Below are 19227 nucleotides of genomic sequence, written 5' to 3' on the forward strand. Positions count from 1 at the left end.
CCCTTTCTTATGGTGGATGACATGCGTTTCAACTATTCCGACCTCAATCCCGACCTCATCATGGATGCGCTCGATCTCAGTGGCCTGCGGCTCGACTCCGGCCTTATCGAGCTCAACAGCTACGAAAACCGGGTCTACCAGTTTCAGGATGAGGATCGTCGCCGCTACGTGGTGAAGTTCTACCGTCCCGGCCGCTGGAGCAGGGCCCAGATCCTCGAGGAGCACGAGTTTGCCACCCGCCTTGCAGAGGCTGAGATCCCGGTCGCCGCACCGCTCGCCTTCGCGGGCGAGACCCTGCTGGAGCACGAGGGCTACCCCTTTGCCATCTGGCAGAGCGTCGGTGGCCGCCAGTTCGAGGTGGATAACCTTGACCAGCTGGAGTGGGTGGGGCGTTTCCTCGGCCGCATTCATCAGATCGGCGCCAGCAAGCCGTTCCACCATCGGGTACGGCTCGACGTGGATAGCATGCTGCATGAACCGCGTCAGCTGCTGGCGTCTGGCGAATGGCTGCCAAGCGGGCTGGCGAAGCAATTCTTCGGGGTGCTCGACGAGCTGATCAAACATGTCTGCGACGCTATGACCCTGGATGTGGCGCAGATCTCCCTGCATGGCGATTGCCACCCGGGCAACATCCTGTGGCGCGATGGCCCCATGTTTGTCGACCTCGATGATTGCCGTACCGGCCCCGCGATTCAGGATCTCTGGATGATGCTGAGCGGCGAGCGCCACGAGCAGCAGATCCAGCTCGACACCCTGCTGGCGGGCTACGAGGAGTTTATGGAGTTCGACTCGCGGGAGCTGGCGCTGATCGAGCCGCTGCGGGCGATGCGCATCGTTCACTACATGGCTTGGCTGGCGCGGCGCTGGGAAGATCCCGCCTTCCCCCGTCACTTCCCCTGGTTCAATACCGATCACTACTGGCGCCAGCAGATTGCGACCCTGCACGATCAGCTGGAAGTACTCAAGGCGCCGCCGTTGAGTCTGATGCCAAACTGGTGAAAATAGAAGGGATCTTGCGCGGCAAGGGGGACTCGATCTCCGGCCCTGACCATTGACGTCAGCATGGCGAAACAATAGGCTTGGCACTGCTTCGGTTCGCCGGGCGTGCCTCACAGTGATCCCTTAACAGGAAACATCATGAAAAAAGTTCTATTTTTCCTTGCTGCCATGCTGATGATCCCCATGGTTCACGCCGCCCCCGAGTTCAAGGAAGGCGTCAACTACGATGTGGTCAAACAGACTGGCAGTGCCCAGCCGGAAGTGATGGAGTTCTTCTCCTACTACTGCCCGCACTGCGCTACCTTCGAACCGATCGTTGAACAGTTGAAGGCCGGGTTGCCAGAGGGTGTGCCCCTCAAGAAGAACCCGGTTGCTTTCCTCGGTCGCGAGATGGGCCCCGAGATGCAGCGTGCCTATGCCGTTGCCAGCCTGCTCAATGCCGAAGCCAAGCTGACTCCGGCCATCTTCACCAAGATCCACACCCAACGTCAGCCGCCGATGAGCCGTGACGATGTGAAGAAGATCTTCGTGGACAACGGCGTACCGGCTGAAGAGTTCGACGGTGCCGTCGACAGCTTCGCCGTCTCCGGCATGGTCTCCCAGTTCGATCGCAACACCGAGAGCTACAACATTCGCGGTGTACCGGCTTTCCTGGTGAACGGCAAGTACATGGTGAAGATTGAATCCATCACCTCTCAAGAGCAGTTCAACAAGCTGGTGCAGTTCCTGCTGGCCAAGAAAGACTGATACCCCTTGAGTCGATAAAAAAGCCCGCCGGTGCGAACCGGCGGGCTTTTTGTTTTCTGGTGATCGGGAAGATCAGACCCCGACGTGGAACGCCTGTTTGAGGTTGCGGATAAACTCCGCATCCCGACAGAGGGTCTTGCCCGGACTGTCGGAGATCTTGGCGACCGGGCCGCCATTGCACTCGATCAGCTTGAAGACGATGTTCATCGGGCTGACACCGGGCAGATCGCAGGTGAGCTTGGTGCCGATGCCGAAACTGGTGTTGATGCGGCCACGGAAGTGACGGAACAGCTGCACCGCCTTGTCGAGGTTGAGCCCGTCGGAGAAGACCAGGGTCTTGTCGGTGGGGTCGATGCCGAGGCGCTGATAGTGGCTGATCGCCTTCTCGCCCCACACCACGGGATCGCCGGAGTCGTGGCGCAAGCCCTGATAGCTGCTGGCCAGCTCGAAGTCGAAGTCGCGCAGGAAGGCATCCATGGTGATGCAGTCGGTCAGGGCGATACCGAGATGGTCGGTGAACTCGTCCAGCCAGCTGGTGAGGGCCGCGCGCTGGCTGTGCTCCAGCGGGAAGCCGAGCTGCTGGTGCGCCTGGAACCACTCATGGGCCTGGGTGCCAACAGCGGGCAGCTTGTACTTCTGGGCCAGCATGTAGTTGCTGGTGCCGCGAAACGCCGGCAGCCGCTCCTTGAGGCGACCCACTACCGCATCCTGTACCGCGTGAGAGAAGCGGCGGCGGGTGCCGAAGTCGATGAGGTTGAACTCGCTCATCTCGTCGCGGCTCAGCTCCTTCTCCAGCTTGTCGATCTTCTGATCGAGCCGCTCCAGCGCATGGCTGACGCCGAACTGGGGATAGCGGAAGCGGTTGCGCATCTCGCTGATGATGGCGAGCACCGGGATCTCCCACAGGATCACATCCTGCCAGGGGCCCTCGACCCGCACATTGATGCGGCCATCCTGCTCGAACACCTTGAGCAGGGAGGCGTCGAGCGGCTTGCGGCGCAGGTGGTCGAGGTAGTCAGGGGTGAAGAAGGGGCGTTCGGCCAGAAAATCGAGCTCTGGCTTGGTCAGTCGCAGGGATCCGGCGAGGCGCAGTTGCTCCTCGATCTGCCCCATCATGGGCAGCAGATCCTCTTCATTGCGGCTGTGAAACTCGGCCACCACCTCGGCATCCGGATAGCGATGGAACACCGCCTGCTGCATATGCAGCTTGTAGGCATCGGTGTCGAGCAGGCTGGTGAGGATTGGGGGCATATCAGGCTCCTCGCAGACTGGTGAGCACGATGGAGCTCCCCTGCCGCATATGTAACGTGCAGGCGTCGGTGTCGAGCAGGCTGGTAAGAATCGGTGGCATATCAGGCGTCCAGCAGGCGTTGTACATCGATCAGGGTCTGGGCCAGTTCGGCGCCAGCCTCGATCATCTGGGTGTGGGCGCTGGCAACCGTCTCGGGGGCGATGCCACGGCAGGCATCGAGATGGACGATCACCCGGAAACCGGCGCGGCGCAGTTGCAGCACGCTGGTTTTGACACAGTAGTCGGTGGCGAGGCCGCCGACCAGTACGGTATCGACCTTGCGGGCTTGCAGGAATTCGATGAGTCCGGTGCTGCGCCGTTCAGCCAGGTCGTGGAAGCAGGTGCCGTAGGGATGCAGATCAGGCTCGACCCCCTTCCAGACGAAGAAGTCATAGTCGATGGGGGCGGGCAGGCCGTCGAGCAGCTCGAAGCCCTTGCTGCCCGGTACGCAGTGCACCGGCCAGGTGAGGTCGGCGTTGGGCAGATCCAGCGGCAACAGCATGCCTGCGGGGTCAGAGACGGCCCAGTCGGCATTGGCAGGGTGAGAGTCTTTGCTGCCGATCCGCAGCGTGGCGAGGGTGGCCTGAGCGTTGAGCGCAGCCACAATATCATCACCGCCCGCGACGGGCAGTTCGTTCGGGCAGAGGGGAGTAAAGCCCTTCTGCGCATCAATATCCAGGCTGGCGACGGTTCCCATGATTGGCTCCTGCACATACTATTCGTGTGATATTATCTACCAAACATTAATGGAAGGCGAGCAGGGCGATCGGCATGCTGAGAATGAGTCTGGATATGGTGGTGCTGCGGTTGCATGAGGAGCGGCTCGAGCTGCTCCTCGAGACCCGCGATCGCCCCCCCTTTGCCCACTGCTGGCAACTGCCTGCGCTGCGCATCGACGAGACCCGTGATCGGGATCTCGATGCCGCCCAGCGCCGCCTGCTGGCGGAGTGGGGGCTAGGTCACTGCTACAGTGAGCAGGTCTGCACCCTCGGCAATCTGGAGCGGGATCCCCGCGGCTGGTCCACGACCCTGGTCTATCTCTGTCTGGTGGATCCGGAAGTGGAAGCGATCCACGGCTGCTGGCATCCGCTCGCCAACCTGCCGGGGCTGAGCCTCGCCTTCGACCATGTTCAGCTCATCGCCAAGGGGTTGGAGCGGTTGCGGATCAAGAGCCGCTACAGCACCCTGCCGCTGCAACTGCTGGGGCCCGAGTTCACCCTCTCCGAGGTGCAACGCGCCTTCGAAATCATCCTGCAAACACCCATGAATACGGCCGCCTTTCGCAAGCGGATCCATCGCGCCGACATTCTGGTGGATACCGGCCGCAAGCGCACCGGCAAACAGCGTCCTGCCATCCTCTACCGGCTGGAGAGCCCCTGTTGCGTGATGTTCGATCAGGTGATGCACGGAGCAGAAGCGTAAAAGAGAGATCGTTGTTGCTATGAATTACAAAGTGAAACTTTCGCTAATTGTGCGAGATGTGGATAAAACCTGTTTTTGTGCTGGCGCCAAAGAGCTTAGCTTGCCCTTCGTTCCATTTGTTGGGCTCCGTTTGCATGAAGATATGCAAGTCTACACACTAGCGACTGTTGGGTGGGCAGACAATGAACAGTGCTTTTATTGTTCTGTAGAAATGAGTGAAGAATTATTGTCCGATGGTGATTTGATAGACATGGATTTCATTATTGAAACAGCAAAAAATTCCGGATGGGTTGGGTTCAATAAAATTCATAGAGCAGAAGTATGAGAGGGAAGGTTTTAGTTAGCGCCTGCTTGCTGGGTCAGCCGGTGCGTTACGACGGCCAGAGCAAGGGGATCGTCAGCGACTGGCTGAGTGCGCTGGGTGCCGAGGGGCGGGCGCTGGCCTTCTGCCCCGAAGTGGCGGGCGGTCTGCCGACCCCGCGTCCTCCTGCCGAGCGGCAGGGCGAACGGGTAGTGACGGCGAGCGGGCTGGATGTGACTGAAGAGTTTGATCGCGGCGCCGAGCTGGCGTTGGCTATTTGTCAGACGCAGGGCATTCGCTTCGCCCTGCTGAAAGAGGGGAGCCCCTCATGTGGCAGCGGCCGTATCTATAACGGCCGCTTTGAAGGTGTTTCTGTGGCGGGCGAGGGCAAGACCACTGCCCTGCTGCGCCGCCACGGGATTGCAGTCTTTTCCGAAGATCAGTTGGCCGAGTTGGCTTCTGCGCTCTCTTTGGATTCATCCCCGGATTTGGCGGCAACCGGCAGCGGCACCTGACCGCTCTGCCACCCCTCCAGCACCTCGTCCTTCTCCTGCCAGCGCTGGTTTAGCCACTCCTGAAAACCGCGCTTGAACTGCTTGTCGTTGAAGTAATCTCCTATCAGCTGTTCATTCACCGGCAGCTCCTCAATCCGCACCTGAATGCGTTTTACCCGTCCCATCAGGAAGTCCTTGAACGGGGTCTCGGCGTTGTCCGGATAGCGGATGGTGACGTTGATCAGGCTGTCGAACTGCTCGCCCATGGCTGCCAGCGTAAAGGCCAGCCCCGCCGCTTTGGGGGGCATCAGATGGCGGTAGCGGGAGCGGGCCGCATCCCGTTTCTGCTCGGTGAAGCGGGTCCCTTCCACGAAATTGATGACGGTAGTGGGGATATGGCGAAACTTCTCGCAGGCATTGCGGGTGGTCTCGATATCCTTGCCGCGCAGGTGCGGGTTCTTCAGCAAAAACTCCCGTGAGTAGCGACGCATAAAGGGCATATCGAGCCCCCAGCAGGCGAGCCCCAGCAGCGGGATGTAGATGAGCTCGTGCTTCATAAAGAACTTGGGCACCGGTAGCCTATCGCGGAACAGGTGGCCGAGCACTACGATATCGGTCCAGCTCATATGGTTGCTGATGATGAGATACCAGCCATCCTTGCGCAGCTTGGTATTGTCCTCCACCTGCCAGTCAATGCGGGTGGTGAGGCGGATCACCAGCGCATTGCAGGCCAGCCACAGTCTCATGAAGCGGTTGTTGAGCCGGCTGCAGGCGCGGCTAAAGACCGGGATCGGCAGCAGCAGTTTGGCCAGCGACACCAGCAGGATCAGGCTGGCGCACAAGGCGGTGAAAAGGATGGTCAGGCCGGCGCTGATGATCAGCACCAGCGGGCCGGGAAGCAGGGATAGCATGAATGTTTACTGCGCCTTGGTTGCCAGCAGTTGGCTCAGGGTCTGGTCCTTTTCGTGCCAGATCCCGTTCAACCACTGTTGAAACTCTTGTTGGAACTCGGGGTCATTGAAGTAATCCCCCACCAGCTTGCGGTCGATCGGCAAATAGCGGACCTGAACCTTGATTTGCCCGACCCGGCCACACATGAAGTCCCAGTAGCTGGGGATGCCGTCCGGATAGGCGATGGTGACATCCACCAGTTGATGCAACTGGTCACCCATGGCTGCCAGGGTAAAGGCGATGCCCCCCGCTTTCGGGTGGAGCAGGTGACGATAGGGCGAACCCTGCTTCTGATGTTTGCCCTTGGTGAAGCGGGTGCCTTCGACGAAGTTCATCACACTCACTGGAATGTGGCGAAACCTGGCACAGGCTTTACGGGTTGTTTCTATGTCTTTTCCCTTCAGATGGGGATTCTTTTCCAGAAATTTCCGGGAATATCGCCGCATGAAGGGGAAGTCGAGCGCCCACCATGCCAGACCGAGAAAAGGTACCCAAATCAGCTCTTTCTTGAGGAAAAACTTCAGGAAGGGGATTTTTTGGTTAAAAACCCGCTGCAGTACTAGTATGTCGACCCAGGATTGATGGTTGGCAATCACCATATACCACTCATTCCGGCGCCCTTTGTCCACTCCGACCACCTCGAAAGGGGTTTTTATGATGGTTTTCTGGATCAGATTGTTGAAACCTATCCAGCAGCTGGCACAGCCATCCAGCAGCCAGTTGCAGAGGGTGCGCCACCCCTTGAGGGGGAGCAGGAGCTTGAGCAGACCCAGCGAGAAGATGGGAACAAACCAGAAGAGGGTGTTGAAAAAATAGAGCAGGGTGGAGAGGCTGCCGCGCAGTCGCTCTGTCAGCTTGTTGGGCATGAGTCGGGTCCGTCTTGCTGTCGATAAAGGGCCATCAAGTGGTCAGATCTGTGGCCATAATATCAGCCGATTGCCTGCGAGACCATTCAGAGCCTTTACGGGGTTGGACTCACTCTTTCCCTTCTGTCAGCTGCTGCGCAGTCGCGACAGCAGCCTGTCCATGGCCCGGTAGCCGAGCGCCTCGATAAGATGCTCCTTGCCGATGGCGGGTTGCCCGGCCAGATCGGCGATGGTGCGTGACACCCGCAGGATGCGATGCCAGGCCCGGATGCTGAGCCCCAGCTTCTGGATGGCGTTCTCCAAAAATTCGGCATCTTGCGGTGATAGTCGGCAAATATCCTCTATCTCGCGACTATCCAGCAGGTTGTTGAGCTTGCCGTTGCGGCTCAGCATACGCTCTCGTGCCACCAGCACCCGATCGCGGATCTGCCGGCTCGACTCCCCTCGCTCCGCCTTGCCGGTCAGGCTCCCCTTGGGCAGCAGCGGCACCTCCACCGTCAGGTCGAAGCGGTCGAGAAAGGGGCCGGAGAGTTTGCCGAGGTAGCGCAGGATCTGATCCGGGCTGGAGCGGGTCTGGCCGTCACCATAGTGGCCACAGGGACTGGGGTTCATGGCGCCCACCAGCTGGAAGCGGGCGGGGAAATCCACCTGACGGGCGGCCCGGCTGATGGTGATGTGGCCCGTCTCCAGCGGCTCGCGCAGTGAGTCGAGCACCTTGCGCTCGAATTCGGGCAATTCATCCAGAAACAGCACCCCGTTGTGGGCCAACGAAATTTCGCCGGGCCTTGGGTGGCTGCCGCTGTAATGTATGGAAATAAGTGCAACACTGTTGGCCTATAGCCAACGAATGAATATCGCCTGTATACAAATTATTGCGACAAAAATCTGATGATTAAGTGCAATGAGGAACGCTATGCATACAAATAGCTGCGATGAAGTGCAACCCAGACAGATGCGTAAAATCAAACCCACGCGCCGTAGCGTCTCGGGGGTGTATGCTTTCCGTGGGAGTTCAATGGTTGCATACGAGTCCACTTTGGAGCGTGATTTTTTGATTCGTACTGAATTCTCTCTCAACGTACTGGATGTGATTCCACAGCCAGCAGAGATTCCTTTCGTTTCATCAAATGGCCGGACCTACACATATACTCCCGATTTTCTCGTCTATTACCGCCTAGGTAGCCATTCCTACGATGACTATCCCAAGCCTGTACTCGTAGAAGTTAAGCCAGAGACGGAATGGCGTAGGCACTGGCGTGAATGGTTGCCGAAATGGAAGGCAGCCTGGAGCTATGCGCGGTCCCAGGGGTGGGAGTTTCATATCTGTGACGAGTCCCGTATTCGGGACCAGATGTTCGACAACATTCGCTTCCTAGAGCGCTACAAACGGATGCCGTTCTCGGCCGAGGAAAGTCGGTGGGTGCTTGAGACTGTCCGCCACATGGGGTGCGCAACGATGGACTACTTGCTTGCCCGTCATTTCATGGGGATCTATCGGGCTGAGGGCATTGCACACCTTTGGCACCTGCTAGCAACCCGAAAGTTGGATTGCGATATCAGTCGACCACTCAACGAATTCAGCGAATTGTGGATCCCTACAAATGAATAAGAATGATGAAGTCGAAATGCCGAATATGGCTTTTGAACCTAACCGGAAACGAATCAAAATTGATGTTGGTTCTTTCGTACAACAGGACAATATTGTTTATCAGATCGCACAGATTCTAGATTTTGAGTCTGTCATTGGTGTTGCTGCTGAGACGGGACGTAGCACCGCTCTGAGGATTGGCGATTTACGGCCAGTGGCCGATATCAAGGATGCCAAGCTCCAGGTAAACCAAGATCTTGCGGAGATCGCTGATGAGGATTGGCAAATAGCACAACAGCGTTTCGCTGCGATCAGTCCGCTCGTTGGTAAGCTCCAAATTGGTCGTGATGAGGCAGAACGCCGGGCAAAAGAGCTGAATATTGATCCTTCAACCATTTACCGCTGGCTGCAACGTTACAACGCCTACGGCACCGTGACTGCACTCATTCCAAAGAAACGTGGCTGGCAGGAAGGAAAAAGTCGCATTTCCCCGGATTGTGACGAGATTATCGAAAAGACAATCCGGGACTACTACCTGACAGTACAGCGCCCTACAGCCCAAAAGACGATCATGGAAGTCCAACGTTTGTGTGCTGAACGTGGTATCAAACCGCCTAACCACATGACCATCCGGGCACGCATCGCTAAGGTCTCGGAGAAGGCACGACTACGGGGACGGGGGTTCAAGGAAAAAGCACTGAATAAGTTCCTGCCAGTCCCGGGTAGCTTTCCGAACGCCGATTATCCGCTTGCAGTCGTGCAGATTGACCATACGCCAGCAGATATAATCCTGGTCGATGATATATATCGGAAACCAATAGGCCGTCCTTGGATCACGCTCGCGATGGACGTGCATAGCCGTATGGTAACTGGCTATTACCTATCCTTTGACCCGCCTTCGGAAACGTCTGTCGCTATGTGTGTAGCCCATTCGATGCTACCCAAAGACGAGTGGCTTTTGCTTCATAAGGTGGACTCCTCGTGGCCTATCTGGGGTGTCCCCAGAACTATCCACGTTGATAATGGCGCAGACTTTCGTTCGAACAACTTTCAGCAGTCATGTCTTGCCTACGGTATCAGTCTGGAGTTCAGACCGGTCAAACAGCCTCGCTATGGTGGACACATTGAACGGATGCTCGGCACTTTGCTGCGCGAGATCCACGATCTTCCTGGTACCACATTTTCGTCTATTAAGGCTCGTGAAGGCTACGATGCTGAGAAGCATGCAGCCATGACCAAGTCTGAGTTCGAGACTTGGTTGGTAACGCTGATTTGTAAGGTTTATCACCAGCGTCTACATGCTTCCATTGGCATGAGTCCTCTGAAAAAGTGGGAGATTGGCATTTTTGGCAATAGTGAGTTTCAGGGTGTTGGTGTGCCGCCAAAACCAGTAGACCGGTTGACGATACTTCTTGATTTCCTGCCAGCCTTCCGGCGTACCGTACAGACCTTCGGTGTTACTATCGACGGCATGAGCTACTATGCCGAGGCCTTGCGTCCGTGGATCAATATAGAGGATTCGGAAACTAAGAAGAAATTGGATCTCGTTTTTCGACGTGATCCTCGGGACATTAGTGCTATCTGGTTTTTTGACCCAGCACTCCAGCACTATTTCAAGATCCCCTTCGCTGACCAATCTCTGCCAGCTATGAGTATTTGGGAATACCAGCAGGCAAAGGAGAAGTTGAAACGTGATGGCGTGGCCAGTGTCAACGAGCATGGAATTCTACGCGCCATCACTGAGTTGCGAACGTATGTCGAAGAGGCCCAAGAACGAACCAAGAAGGCCCGCCGTCAAGCGCAGAGACGTAAAGAGCACGAAAAGAACATATCACCGGCGGCGCCACTACCAGCTAAGTCAACTCAGGCGGAAGCCTCCTCCCTGCAAGCTTTCACCGGTCTCATTGACGGTGACATCGATACATTCGGAGACATCGCATGAGTTCTTACAAGCATATCCACCCAGATTTCCATCACATCATGTTGCTTTCCGATAAGGAGCGCATCGAGTTTCTCGATGAACCGCGTTGGATTGGTTACAAGACTGCCCAGCAGGTCATGGATACTCTCCAAGGTCTGCTGCATAAACCGGTACGGCCACGCATGCCTAATCTCCTCCTCGTGGGGGATCCCAATAATGGTAAGACCACCATTGTTCGACGTTTTTTTGATCTTTGTGGACAAGGTTACGTCAACGAGGATGCGGATCCTGTGAAGCCAATCATCCTCGCAGAGGCTCCGCCTAGCGCTGATGAAAAAAGCCTCTATATTTCCATCCTAGAGCGTTTTTTTACGCCGTACCGGGCAACTGATCCAGTATCTAAGTTGCGCTATCAGGTCATCCATCTTTTCCGAGCATGTCATGTGCGCATGCTCATCATTGACGAGTTTCACTCTCTTCTCACGGGATCTGCCGTCAAACAGAGAGAAGTGATGAACGCTATCAAGTTGCTTTGTAACGAGCTTGCTATTCCTATCGTCGGTGTCGGTACTCGTGAGGCTGTCCGTGTCTTACACTCCGATCCACAGCACGCCAGTCGCTTTGATGTCATGAGTCTGCCCGTTTGGGAGCTGAATCCGGATTTCCAGCGTCTGTTGGCAGACTTCGAGAAGGTGTTGCCGTTGAAGAATCCTTCCCGTTTACACCAACCAGAACTAGCCACCGCGTTGCATGCAATTTCCGAGGGCAATATCGGCAACCTCCATTGCCTCCTAGTTGAATGCGCTAAGGAGGCGGCCAAGAGCGGGAAAGAGCAAATTGATAAGGCCATCATAGAGAGTAAGGCCTGGGTTCGACCGACGCGTGGTATCCGAGAGCTGATGGCGTGAGTCCCCGTTGGGCTGTGCCCGTTTCCCTTTTGCCGGATGAACTCTTTTCTTCCTGGCTTACGAGGGCAGCGTTAGCTCAGGGATGCGACCCATTGGTGCTTACTGGTGCGCTGTGGCCTCGCTGGAGAGTTTGGGCTAGTGATCTTGATCGTGGCTTAAGTGAGGAGCGGCTTTCTACACTGGCAGGGAGCTCTGGTATTGATGTGTTGAAGTTTGAGATGGCGTCCCTTCGCCCAATTGCGTCGGCAATCACATCGGTATCTCTCGAGCACTTGCCTATCTGGCCTTGGGTGCTTGCATTGGGATCGAGGAACCGAAAACATCATGGGGGTCTGCAATACTGCTCCTGTTGCTTCCAGGAAGATAAAAAGCCCTACTACCGCAAGCAATGGCGTCTAGCATGGCATACGTGTTGCCCGACGCATGGCGTACTCCTCCTAGACCGGTGCTCGACATGCAATGCCCCCTTAGAGCCCCACAGGTTATCGGCGGAAGACGGCTGTCTGGCGACATGCGCAACGTGTAAGTCCGACCTGCGTAAAGCCAATCCCGTAGCACTTTCACGGGCTGTACTTTCCTTCCAGCAGGCCGCTGATGAGGTACTGAGGGCAGGACAGGGACTATACGGTGTAGAAAAGCTTGATACAGGCGGTTGGTTCGAGCTTTCCCGGTACTTTGTTATGCTCCTGCGGAAGGCAGCGTTAATGAAGAATGAAGGGCTTTTGACATTCGTGAAGATGCTGGGTGTGAATGCCGACTGTCTATGGTCGCCTGCGACTGGGCTTGCACTTGAGCTTCTGCCCGTTGAAGAGAGAGCGCGGCTGATTGTTGGAGCTTGGGAAATGCTGGATGCCGAACCAGAGTGCTTTCTGATCTCGGCCACGGGAGCACACCTCACTAAGGAGTCCCTCCATTATAAGAACCATCAGGTGCCCGATTTGATCGCAACACTGATCAAAACACTACCTGGAAAGAGTATTTCCCGGACACGAAAAACACAGGGAAACATGGATAGACCGCGAACGCGTCAAACCGTCATGCGCATGGTCGCTCGTTTGCAACGTAAACGGTAGTCGGTAGCCTGATGATCGCTGAACTAATTACCCAGCGCTGTGATGAATGTGAGCGGAAGATGGCTAAGGCACACCGTATCTACAAGGGACATCGTTACTGCACGACCTGCTATTCCCGCATTTTCAAGCGCCAGATTTGTCCAGCATGCGGAAATTTCGCGCGACTTCCGACGAGCGATCCGGTCGCTGTTTGTCGAGCGTGTGAGAATGACAGGCCCTGTGTTCGTTGTGGAAAAGTTGGCTATGTCATCGGCAAGATCACGATTTATGGCCCAGTTTGCAATGCCTGTTCACCGTATTTCCGAAAGCCTGAATTGTGTGAGGTATGCGGGGTAATTTCATCAAGGCTTACCCGGTTGAGCCGTCTTGGGCATGACTGTCGCATCTGCCCGAAATGTGCTCGCGCAGATTATGGTACATGCCAAGCTTGTAGCCGCTATCGGTCGCTGCTAGAGAATCCGGACGGCCGGATGCTATGCAAGACATGCTTTGAGAAGGGTGAGGTGGCTTGTCCTAAATGCACGGAGCTAATGCCAGCAGGGTGTGGTAGCCAATGCCAGCATTGTTATTGGCGGGGTTTGTTGAAGAAGCGCATTCAGATGGATTGCGCAGCCTTTTCATTACCCACGATGGCGATGCATTTTGAGGCTTTTGGCCATTGGCTCATGGGTCAGGTGGGCGAAAACAAGGCGGCTATGACAATCCATCATTACCTACCGTTCTTCATGGAGGTAGAACGCTATTGGAAGGATTTCCCCGAGTTTGCAGTGCTGCTGAGGCACTTCGGTACAGCCAGGCTTCGCTGTGTGCTGTTACCCATGCGATGGATGGAGGTGACAGGTCTTGTAGTGCCTGATGCGGCGGCAAAGGCTGACGATTCTGAGCGTCGGCGTATTGTCGTCATACTGGACAAGTTTGCTAAGGAGATGAACGAACGTACTCTACTAGAGGGTTACTACAGGGCCCTCATAGAGAACATGAATGCAGGCAAGATGACATTGCGCTCGGTTCGGCTGGCTCTGTCGCCAGCTGCAGCATTACTATGCCAGGCCGGTGAAAAAGGGTGTATTCAGCCGAATCAAAAAATTCTTGACGCTTACCTAGATAAAAAACCTGGTCAAAGGGCCGCTATTTCTGGATTTGTGCGGTATCTGCGTGAGGTTCGTGGTATCGAGATTGCCTTACCAAAAGCCAACCTTGGTAGGGTACACCGGCAACGGAGAAAGAAACTGGAAGCGGAGCTGCTGACACTAATGAAAGAGGGGGGGCAAAGCAAAAAATTTAAACGCCGTTGGTTATCTGTATCACTGATGTATTTTCATGGACTAAAAAGAAATGTTGGGTTAATTGTAAAAGATACTGATGTTCATCAAATAGATGATGGGCTTGTTATTACCTGGAATAATAAATCTTATTGGGTTGCATCATATCCAAAATGATATATTTTAATGGGGGCAGGAGATAAAGCTCAAGAGTTTTTTAAAAAAATAACTCTCGCAGTGCAAATACGTTGATGTATCCATCAATCGTTAATGAAGTTGCGAGAATTGAATTTCGTTTTTTATTCTATAAAAACGCCTATTTTATTTAGGGCCTTCAACACATTGTGCTCGCATCGTACCCGGTCACTTTTATCGGTAGTCATATGTTTAAAAGTTGCCGCCTTACCTGGACACTTCTCGACTAAATCCGTCATTACTCCTTTAGAGAACCGGATCTTTGATAAAAATATCCAAAGCCATTTTTCAAATTTATCTTGTTCATCTAGAGCCATAACCAACCCCTTAAATGACTCTTCAGAACCCTTTGCGCTCCCATCTTTTTTCTTTCTTTTTTGTGCTCTCCGCTGAATCTCTATAATATAGACTGACGACCCCTGAATTGTCAGGCGGGATACCAAGATGCCTCTTATTTCCCTAGTAATAGGATCTATGAAGGGCCACTTTAGCGTTGTAGTGTCGAGTATGTTTCGCTGCCGATCTTCGATTGTAAACGGTTCAAGCCCTATCAGGTTTGGTTCGGCATCATCTTTATATCCATCATGAAAAGTGAACCATTCCACAGCTTGGATCTGCATCATTTTATCTTGTTTTAGAAATATCATTGCATTCCACATATCGCGTAAAATACCTTGAGACTCCATGAGTTGAGGGGCATGGATGGCTGCATACCCAACTCCTTGACCCTTGCCGTGGGCTTCACCGCTAGAAAAAACTGATGCATCATCCCCTTTTGCTTTTTGTCCAGAGGAACCTTTGGGTCGTTTTCTCCTATCTGTAATGATGCGTAATATTCCTAACTCCTCGAAGTCAGGATCTTCAATCTCTACCGACACCGCGTGCGCATCCGGCGCGACATCTCCAGTTAGATCAATTATTTCAGGAACTTGAACTGATCTCCTTTCATCTGCACCCGTCCATGCGGTTCCGATCCTATTAATGTCAGTTGGCTGGCCTGAATATTTTGCATTTTCCCTGTCCCGTTCAATCGGTACACCACCTGGTTGACTACAGCCCACTATTTGTAGAGCGAGGAAAGATTTTCCTTCATCAAACCAGATACCCTTCACTTTGAGTTCTGCTACCCCTTGAAACCAGGGGAAGACTTTTATGAATGCTGGTTTTTTATCTTCTGGATCGTGCAGGGTTTCAATTTGTGAATAGATGCTTTTTACAGCTTTTTCCGTGTATTCTTCGTACTTGGCGTGGGCAAGAAGGATTACATCGCCATTAACAAGTCTCTTTCTTAAGCGGACTTTCCACTGGTGCGGTGTTTCTGGCTCCTCTAGAGGGGCATATAGACGTTTTTCCACACACTCCTTCCAAGAATAGGTCGAGAGTACGCGTCTAAGTTCAGCGGATCGTCCGTAGCATCTAGTGAAAAATTCCATACACGGGACAACCAGTTTACCACCAGTATATATTGGGAATTCAAGTAACCAATTATGGTCTCTGGCATATACTAGAGGGTAGATTTCTTGCGGATATGGAAGCGGACATCCGTCTTCAACCGCTTTTTTGAATGAAGTGATACTCCAGTTGTTTTCAGTAAAATTGACAGTGAATTTCTCTTTATCAAAGATTACTTCTGACTGACATTTCCTATTTTGCCAGATAGTACCTACTCTGACTTGGCCAAGAGCAGTAATGGGTACCCGATAGTAAGTGACTCTATCTGATAAGTCTCCAGAGTCTAGTAGTTCACGGAATGCTACAAGAACCTTTGGTTGTGAGTTGTCAAACTGATTTTTAAAAACACCACAATACCACCAAACCATTATTTTTCGGTCGTCATTTGGCAGCCCATCGAGCTCAACCACTTTGCTGATATTTCTTATGTTTTTTCTAAGTGGGATGGGCATATATCTCCTAACGAGGGAACTTGTCACCTGTACCAGAATTAATAAATAATGCGTATATATTATTGAGGCCTAAGATTCTAAAATAGCTATTTAGGCCTACACATTTAATACCAATGCCAAATCTAATCAGTAGCCAGCATAACCTTACCCGCAAATATCATACCCAGAAGATCCTCCCTTTCTTCAACCAAAAATGGGATTTACAACCACTCTTGAGCCACACAGATGGGTGTAGTGTAGGTAAACCATTGTCACTGACGCTGTAGTCCCAGCGTGGTTTTGCTTCTTCAATTACTAAGAGTTCGATTGTACGGCCACACCCACAAGGACATCTGAACCCAATGCACCAGTCTTCCTCCCCATCTCTTGCGAGAATGACTGAACGTATAGGCATATTTTCCGGCAACGAATCTCCTTCCACGATGATTAAGTGTCGAGGTGGGAGCAGTGGCTCGACCTTCCTTAGAAAGTAGTTAAATAGCCTCTTGAAAATTGACATCTACATCATCTCCAGATTCGGTAGGCCGAGAAGAGGTTCCTTATCACTTTCGGCAAGACGAGGATTTGAGCCCTTTGAGAACGAACTTTCGTCAATGTAGTCCTCCTCTGCTTCAGTGAGACTGAATATGGTTCTGGCAAACTGCTCGTTGGGGTACTCACGGAAGGGGAAGCTTCTAGCGATGAATTCTGAGACACATGCAGATGCTGCTCTCATGTTAAGAGTAATTACCGATGGTGCTTCATCCAATACCCCTGTTATGTAGCCACGAGCCAATTGGTCCTCGTAATTCTCAGGCATTGATTGACGCATATGCTCTTGGTACAACAGTTCAGGTGTGTAGACACCGCGATCTGCCAGAGTAGAGCCACCGGGTTTGACATAGTCGATCCGTCCTGTTACATCAGTGATCTTCCTACCATCTTCTGGATCAACATGCGTAGGAATTTTCACCCCCACATCAAGTAATGGGATTAAAAAAGCTGAAGCTATGAGATCCGCGATCATGCGGGCTTGGTAGGTATCGACACAGCAGAAGATCACGTCTGCATTTGCAGCGGCAAGGATGGCATCCCGCGAGCAGATAGTGCTGTGAAAAGGCCTAGCTATATCCTCTCCTCTGATGCGCTGAATTGCCTCTGCGAACATTTCCACCTTCGAACGGCCTGCTTGAGCATCTTCGAGTGTTGAGTTCAGGATTCGGTTCAGGTTTTTCTTCTCCAGATGGTCATGATCGAACAGCAGGATCTCTCCAAAGCCCAGCCTAGCCACTTGCTCAGCCACAATCGAACCAGTTCCGGAAACACCTATGACAGCTACAGTAAGGCGCTTGAAGGTGTCCGTCATTCCAGAGGTGAACGCCATAGTTGGCACTTTGGTATTGGCCCACCAGTAGTGGATGTCGTCGCCAGCGACAGTTACCAGTTCCACGGGTTCGCAGTGATTACCATCGCGGTAAATACGTGCACACATCTCACCACTCGAGACCATTAATGCCGAACCGTGAATAGTGCTGACTCCTTGAAACAGCGATGGCATGGTCTGGGCATCGCTTTCATCGTCGATGTCAGAGAATTCCAGAAAACCAGCAGGATGCGAGTGCACAAGGAAAATTGACATTGATGTCGCATCAGCTTCATCGATAGCTTTTTCTAAGTAGCTGCCAGGCCAAGAAATGGAATCGACGGACCGCGACTTACACTCGTCGTATGGTATGGGAATCAGTTCTTTAACCAGGAATTTCTGGCGTGTGCCGTTGTTGCGGTTGCAGAGCAGGATTGCAGCAGCCTCCTTGCCATCGCCTGGGAACAGGTGTTCCCAGAGCGAGGTATGGATTTCTTGCGTCAACACCAGACGAGAGCCCGTGCTCATTGGCCTACCTCCTTCAGAAGGCAGCCATCGGCCATAGCAAGTTGTGAGACAATTGTGTCCGTCGCAGGATTCCACGGGCGATGTCGAGACCAACCTTGGAATGTCACTCCGTCAACCACCGCCCTAATTTGCGTAGCGGGAATTTCAGTGCCATTGGCCAGCAACAGCAGCGGGTACACATAGAACATATCTAACATACTCATGGGGTAGCCAGAGGTGATCAAGAGCGCCAATTTCACTTTCTGATGGTTGTATCCAGCAGGCAGGTCGTAATCGTGGATGACCAACCAGCTGGAGCTCTCATTCAAACAGGTCTCCCAGCGGTAGCCCATGCTATTGAGGTACAGTTCATCGCCAGGCAACAGGTTAAACTCACGGCGAGGTGCCGGAGGCACCTCGCCATTGTTTACATCACGCGGAGTAAGGCGCAGCTTCTCGATGCCGGGGGTACGTAGATCGATGACATCATCAATGTTCTTCTCGACCTTAGGTGCTCCTGCGACTTTGAAGAATATATACCATGCTTGGTCTGGATTTAGACCTGCGCGGATAACAGCATCGCGGATCACAATTGTCGGGGTATCAAAGTTGTATACCTTACCTTGCACATTCAACTTCCATGTGGCTTTACGGCTGATGAAGCGCTCAGTACCGGCTTCATCCAAGTCGATGAAATCATCGTTTTGGATTTCAAGGTCAGCCTCGTCTTCACGTTCCAGGAGCAGCGTCTTATCCTCACTGATACCACTCAGTTCACGAACGACATACCCGGTTATGTGGCGGCACGGCCATTCCAATCGGGCACCGTCAACAGTGAATCGATAGGTGCGGTCGGATTCGACCACAATGAAACGGTCAGTTTCATCACTGAGGTCGACGATTTCGTCAGGACGTATATCTTCAAGGGAGCCGTTCAAGAGTAATCGCAACACAACCGGGAGTTGGTCGGGTTTAAATCCAGCTGCCGCTGCAATTTGTGCTCCAGTGGGTGTGCTGTCGCTCATTGTTACCTGTCGGTAAACAAGAGTTTTGTCTGCCACTTCAATGATTCGGTGACGGAGCTGCGGTGGTTGATTATCTTGCATTTCAATTATCTCCAGTACGTTGCCGTACTTGTATGGTTCAGGTAAATGCTCTAAAGGAGCCTATTTGTAACCGCTGAAGAGCCCCCTACACCAACACTTGACTGATGGGCAACATACGAAGATAATTCACGTGCTTTTGATTCTTCGCTGCTGAGTTCTATCGCCATAGAGCTTGGGTTTTTCCTCAACGTTTTAATCGTTGTGCTGTTTATTCTGCCTATAATTTCTCCTCTATTTGGTGCGCTTCTCTGAAGAACACCTAGTTTCTGCTTATATAGTTAAACTATTATCATTTCGGCGACTCTTGCTTAGGACTTCGCCTTTTTTGCATGCCTGCAAATCCGGAAATG

Annotated in this window: 18 protein-coding genes and 2 pseudogenes; 11 read left to right on the forward strand and 9 right to left on the reverse strand. The window is 53.2% G+C overall.

What is annotated here, in order from left to right; translation table 11 throughout:
• Positions 1–9 precede the first annotated feature (9 nt).
• Together VF684_RS08765 and VF684_RS08770 are read left to right on the forward strand one after the other, a co-directional pair.
• Positions 10–999 (forward strand): serine/threonine protein kinase, encoded by a 990-nt coding sequence (locus VF684_RS08765; RefSeq protein ID WP_440174155.1) that lies wholly within the window; start codon positions 10–12, stop codon positions 997–999.
• Positions 1000–1137: 138 nt separating this feature from the next.
• Positions 1138–1746: a thiol:disulfide interchange protein DsbA/DsbL gene (locus VF684_RS08770; RefSeq protein ID WP_005339604.1), complete on the forward strand. Its 609-nt coding sequence runs from the start codon at positions 1138–1140 to the stop codon at positions 1744–1746.
• A 72-nt stretch (positions 1747–1818) separates the two neighbouring features.
• On the opposite strand, the gene pncB is transcribed toward VF684_RS08770, so the two are convergent.
• Together pncB and VF684_RS08780 are read right to left on the reverse strand one after the other, a co-directional pair.
• Positions 1819–2997: a nicotinate phosphoribosyltransferase gene (gene pncB / locus VF684_RS08775; RefSeq protein WP_042062464.1), complete on the reverse strand. Its 1179-nt coding sequence runs from the start codon at positions 2995–2997 to the stop codon at positions 1819–1821.
• Between the two features lie 101 nt (positions 2998–3098).
• Positions 3099–3734, reverse strand: a complete 636-nt coding sequence (locus tag VF684_RS08780) for a nicotinamidase (protein WP_042055347.1) — start codon at positions 3732–3734, stop codon at positions 3099–3101.
• Between the two features lie 74 nt (positions 3735–3808).
• Here VF684_RS08780 and VF684_RS08785 point away from each other — a divergent pair, with 74 nt between their 5' ends.
• The 3 genes from VF684_RS08785 to VF684_RS08795 are packed head-to-tail and all read left to right on the forward strand — an operon-like array spanning position 3809 to position 5275.
• A complete protein-coding gene (locus VF684_RS08785) occupies positions 3809–4459 on the forward strand; it encodes an NUDIX hydrolase (protein WP_005339607.1) in 651 nt (216 codons plus the stop codon).
• Positions 4460–4478: 19 nt separating this feature from the next.
• Positions 4479–4784, forward strand: a complete 306-nt coding sequence (locus VF684_RS08790; protein ID WP_120416227.1) for a hypothetical protein — start codon at positions 4479–4481, stop codon at positions 4782–4784.
• Positions 4781–5275: a DUF523 domain-containing protein gene (locus VF684_RS08795; RefSeq protein WP_139441125.1), complete on the forward strand. Its 495-nt coding sequence runs from the start codon at positions 4781–4783 to the stop codon at positions 5273–5275. The genes VF684_RS08790 and VF684_RS08795 overlap by 4 nt, the downstream gene beginning before the upstream one ends.
• Here VF684_RS08795 and VF684_RS08800 read toward each other — a convergent pair.
• From VF684_RS08800 to VF684_RS08810, 3 genes and pseudogenes are all read right to left on the reverse strand, one after another.
• Positions 5200–6165 carry an acyltransferase gene (locus VF684_RS08800; RefSeq protein WP_139441126.1) on the reverse strand — a complete coding sequence of 322 codons (966 nt, stop codon included), beginning with the start codon at positions 6163–6165 and terminating at the stop codon, positions 5200–5202. The two genes, VF684_RS08795 and VF684_RS08800, sit on opposite strands and share 76 nt — an antisense overlap.
• A 6-nt stretch (positions 6166–6171) precedes the next feature.
• Positions 6172–7071 carry an acyltransferase gene (locus tag VF684_RS08805; protein WP_139441127.1) on the reverse strand — a complete coding sequence of 300 codons (900 nt, stop codon included), beginning with the start codon at positions 7069–7071 and terminating at the stop codon, positions 6172–6174.
• Between the two features lie 126 nt (positions 7072–7197).
• Positions 7198–7905, reverse strand: a pseudogene (locus VF684_RS08810) (ATP-binding protein); the annotation flags it as partial.
• A 79-nt stretch (positions 7906–7984) separates the two neighbouring features.
• On the opposite strand from VF684_RS08810, the gene VF684_RS08815 reads away from it, so the two are divergent.
• From VF684_RS08815 to VF684_RS08840, 6 genes and pseudogenes are all read left to right on the forward strand, one after another.
• Complete coding sequence (locus VF684_RS08815; RefSeq protein WP_219313666.1) at positions 7985–8680, forward strand: TnsA endonuclease N-terminal domain-containing protein; 696 nt, start codon at positions 7985–7987, stop codon at positions 8678–8680.
• On the forward strand, positions 8673–10601 hold the full coding sequence (locus VF684_RS08820; RefSeq protein ID WP_236095653.1) for a Mu transposase C-terminal domain-containing protein: 1929 nt from the start codon (positions 8673–8675) through the stop codon (positions 10599–10601). Before VF684_RS08815 ends, VF684_RS08820 begins: the two co-directional genes overlap by 8 nt.
• Complete coding sequence (locus VF684_RS08825) at positions 10598–11488, forward strand: TniB family NTP-binding protein (protein WP_219313662.1); 891 nt, start codon at positions 10598–10600, stop codon at positions 11486–11488. Before VF684_RS08820 ends, VF684_RS08825 begins: the two co-directional genes overlap by 4 nt.
• A 14-nt stretch (positions 11489–11502) precedes the next feature.
• Positions 11503–11913: pseudogene (locus VF684_RS08830) on the forward strand (TniQ family protein); the annotation flags it as partial.
• A gap of 279 nt (positions 11914–12192) precedes the next feature.
• Positions 12193–12561 carry a hypothetical protein gene (locus VF684_RS08835; RefSeq protein ID WP_236095652.1) on the forward strand — a complete coding sequence of 123 codons (369 nt, stop codon included), beginning with the start codon at positions 12193–12195 and terminating at the stop codon, positions 12559–12561.
• A gap of 581 nt (positions 12562–13142) precedes the next feature.
• Complete coding sequence (locus tag VF684_RS08840; protein ID WP_236095651.1) at positions 13143–14000, forward strand: hypothetical protein; 858 nt, start codon at positions 13143–13145, stop codon at positions 13998–14000.
• 122 nt (positions 14001–14122) lie between these two features.
• On the opposite strand, the gene VF684_RS08845 is transcribed toward VF684_RS08840, so the two are convergent.
• From VF684_RS08845 to VF684_RS08860, 4 genes are all read right to left on the reverse strand, one after another.
• The gene (locus VF684_RS08845) at positions 14123–15922 is read right to left on the reverse strand and encodes a hypothetical protein (RefSeq protein ID WP_236095650.1); all 1800 of its coding nucleotides are present in this window, start codon (positions 15920–15922) and stop codon (positions 14123–14125) included.
• Positions 15923–16079: 157 nt separating this feature from the next.
• Entirely contained in the window at positions 16080–16421 is a 342-nt protein-coding gene (locus VF684_RS08850; protein ID WP_219313654.1) for a DUF6527 family protein, read from the reverse strand.
• Positions 16422–17792 carry a ThiF family adenylyltransferase gene (locus VF684_RS08855; protein WP_219313652.1) on the reverse strand — a complete coding sequence of 457 codons (1371 nt, stop codon included), beginning with the start codon at positions 17790–17792 and terminating at the stop codon, positions 16422–16424.
• Entirely contained in the window at positions 17789–18877 is a 1089-nt protein-coding gene (locus VF684_RS08860; protein WP_236095649.1) for a multiubiquitin domain-containing protein, read from the reverse strand. Before VF684_RS08860 ends, VF684_RS08855 begins: the two co-directional genes overlap by 4 nt.
• Positions 18878–19227: the final 350 nt, after the last annotated feature.

This window comes from Aeromonas sp. Lyrl_2, from assembly GCF_051948815.1.
In the GTDB taxonomy this organism is placed as follows: Bacteria; Pseudomonadota; Gammaproteobacteria; order Enterobacterales; family Aeromonadaceae; genus Aeromonas; species Aeromonas veronii.

What these genes read in the sequence shown, in the direction of transcription:
- VF684_RS08765 (WP_440174155.1), top strand. Translation starts at nt 10, where the DNA reads ATGGTGGATGACATGCGTTTCAACTATTCCGACCTCAATCCCGACCTC.
- VF684_RS08770 (WP_005339604.1), top strand. Translation starts at nt 1,138, where the DNA reads ATGAAAAAAGTTCTATTTTTCCTTGCTGCCATGCTGATGATCCCCATG.
- pncB (WP_042062464.1), bottom strand. Translation starts at nt 2,997, where the DNA reads ATGCCCCCAATCCTCACCAGCCTGCTCGACACCGATGCCTACAAGCTG.
- VF684_RS08780 (WP_042055347.1), bottom strand. Translation starts at nt 3,734, where the DNA reads ATGGGAACCGTCGCCAGCCTGGATATTGATGCGCAGAAGGGCTTTACT.
- VF684_RS08785 (WP_005339607.1), top strand. Translation starts at nt 3,809, where the DNA reads ATGCTGAGAATGAGTCTGGATATGGTGGTGCTGCGGTTGCATGAGGAG.
- VF684_RS08790 (WP_120416227.1), top strand. Translation starts at nt 4,479, where the DNA reads ATGAATTACAAAGTGAAACTTTCGCTAATTGTGCGAGATGTGGATAAA.
- VF684_RS08795 (WP_139441125.1), top strand. Translation starts at nt 4,781, where the DNA reads ATGAGAGGGAAGGTTTTAGTTAGCGCCTGCTTGCTGGGTCAGCCGGTG.
- VF684_RS08800 (WP_139441126.1), bottom strand. Translation starts at nt 6,165, where the DNA reads ATGCTATCCCTGCTTCCCGGCCCGCTGGTGCTGATCATCAGCGCCGGC.
- VF684_RS08805 (WP_139441127.1), bottom strand. Translation starts at nt 7,071, where the DNA reads ATGCCCAACAAGCTGACAGAGCGACTGCGCGGCAGCCTCTCCACCCTG.
- VF684_RS08815 (WP_219313666.1), top strand. Translation starts at nt 7,985, where the DNA reads ATGCATACAAATAGCTGCGATGAAGTGCAACCCAGACAGATGCGTAAA.
- VF684_RS08820 (WP_236095653.1), top strand. Translation starts at nt 8,673, where the DNA reads ATGAATAAGAATGATGAAGTCGAAATGCCGAATATGGCTTTTGAACCT.
- VF684_RS08825 (WP_219313662.1), top strand. Translation starts at nt 10,598, where the DNA reads ATGAGTTCTTACAAGCATATCCACCCAGATTTCCATCACATCATGTTG.
- VF684_RS08835 (WP_236095652.1), top strand. Translation starts at nt 12,193, where the DNA reads ATGAAGAATGAAGGGCTTTTGACATTCGTGAAGATGCTGGGTGTGAAT.
- VF684_RS08845 (WP_236095650.1), bottom strand. Translation starts at nt 15,922, where the DNA reads ATGCCCATCCCACTTAGAAAAAACATAAGAAATATCAGCAAAGTGGTT.
- VF684_RS08850 (WP_219313654.1), bottom strand. Translation starts at nt 16,421, where the DNA reads ATGTCAATTTTCAAGAGGCTATTTAACTACTTTCTAAGGAAGGTCGAG.
- VF684_RS08855 (WP_219313652.1), bottom strand. Translation starts at nt 17,792, where the DNA reads ATGAGCACGGGCTCTCGTCTGGTGTTGACGCAAGAAATCCATACCTCG.
- VF684_RS08860 (WP_236095649.1), bottom strand. Translation starts at nt 18,877, where the DNA reads ATGCAAGATAATCAACCACCGCAGCTCCGTCACCGAATCATTGAAGTG.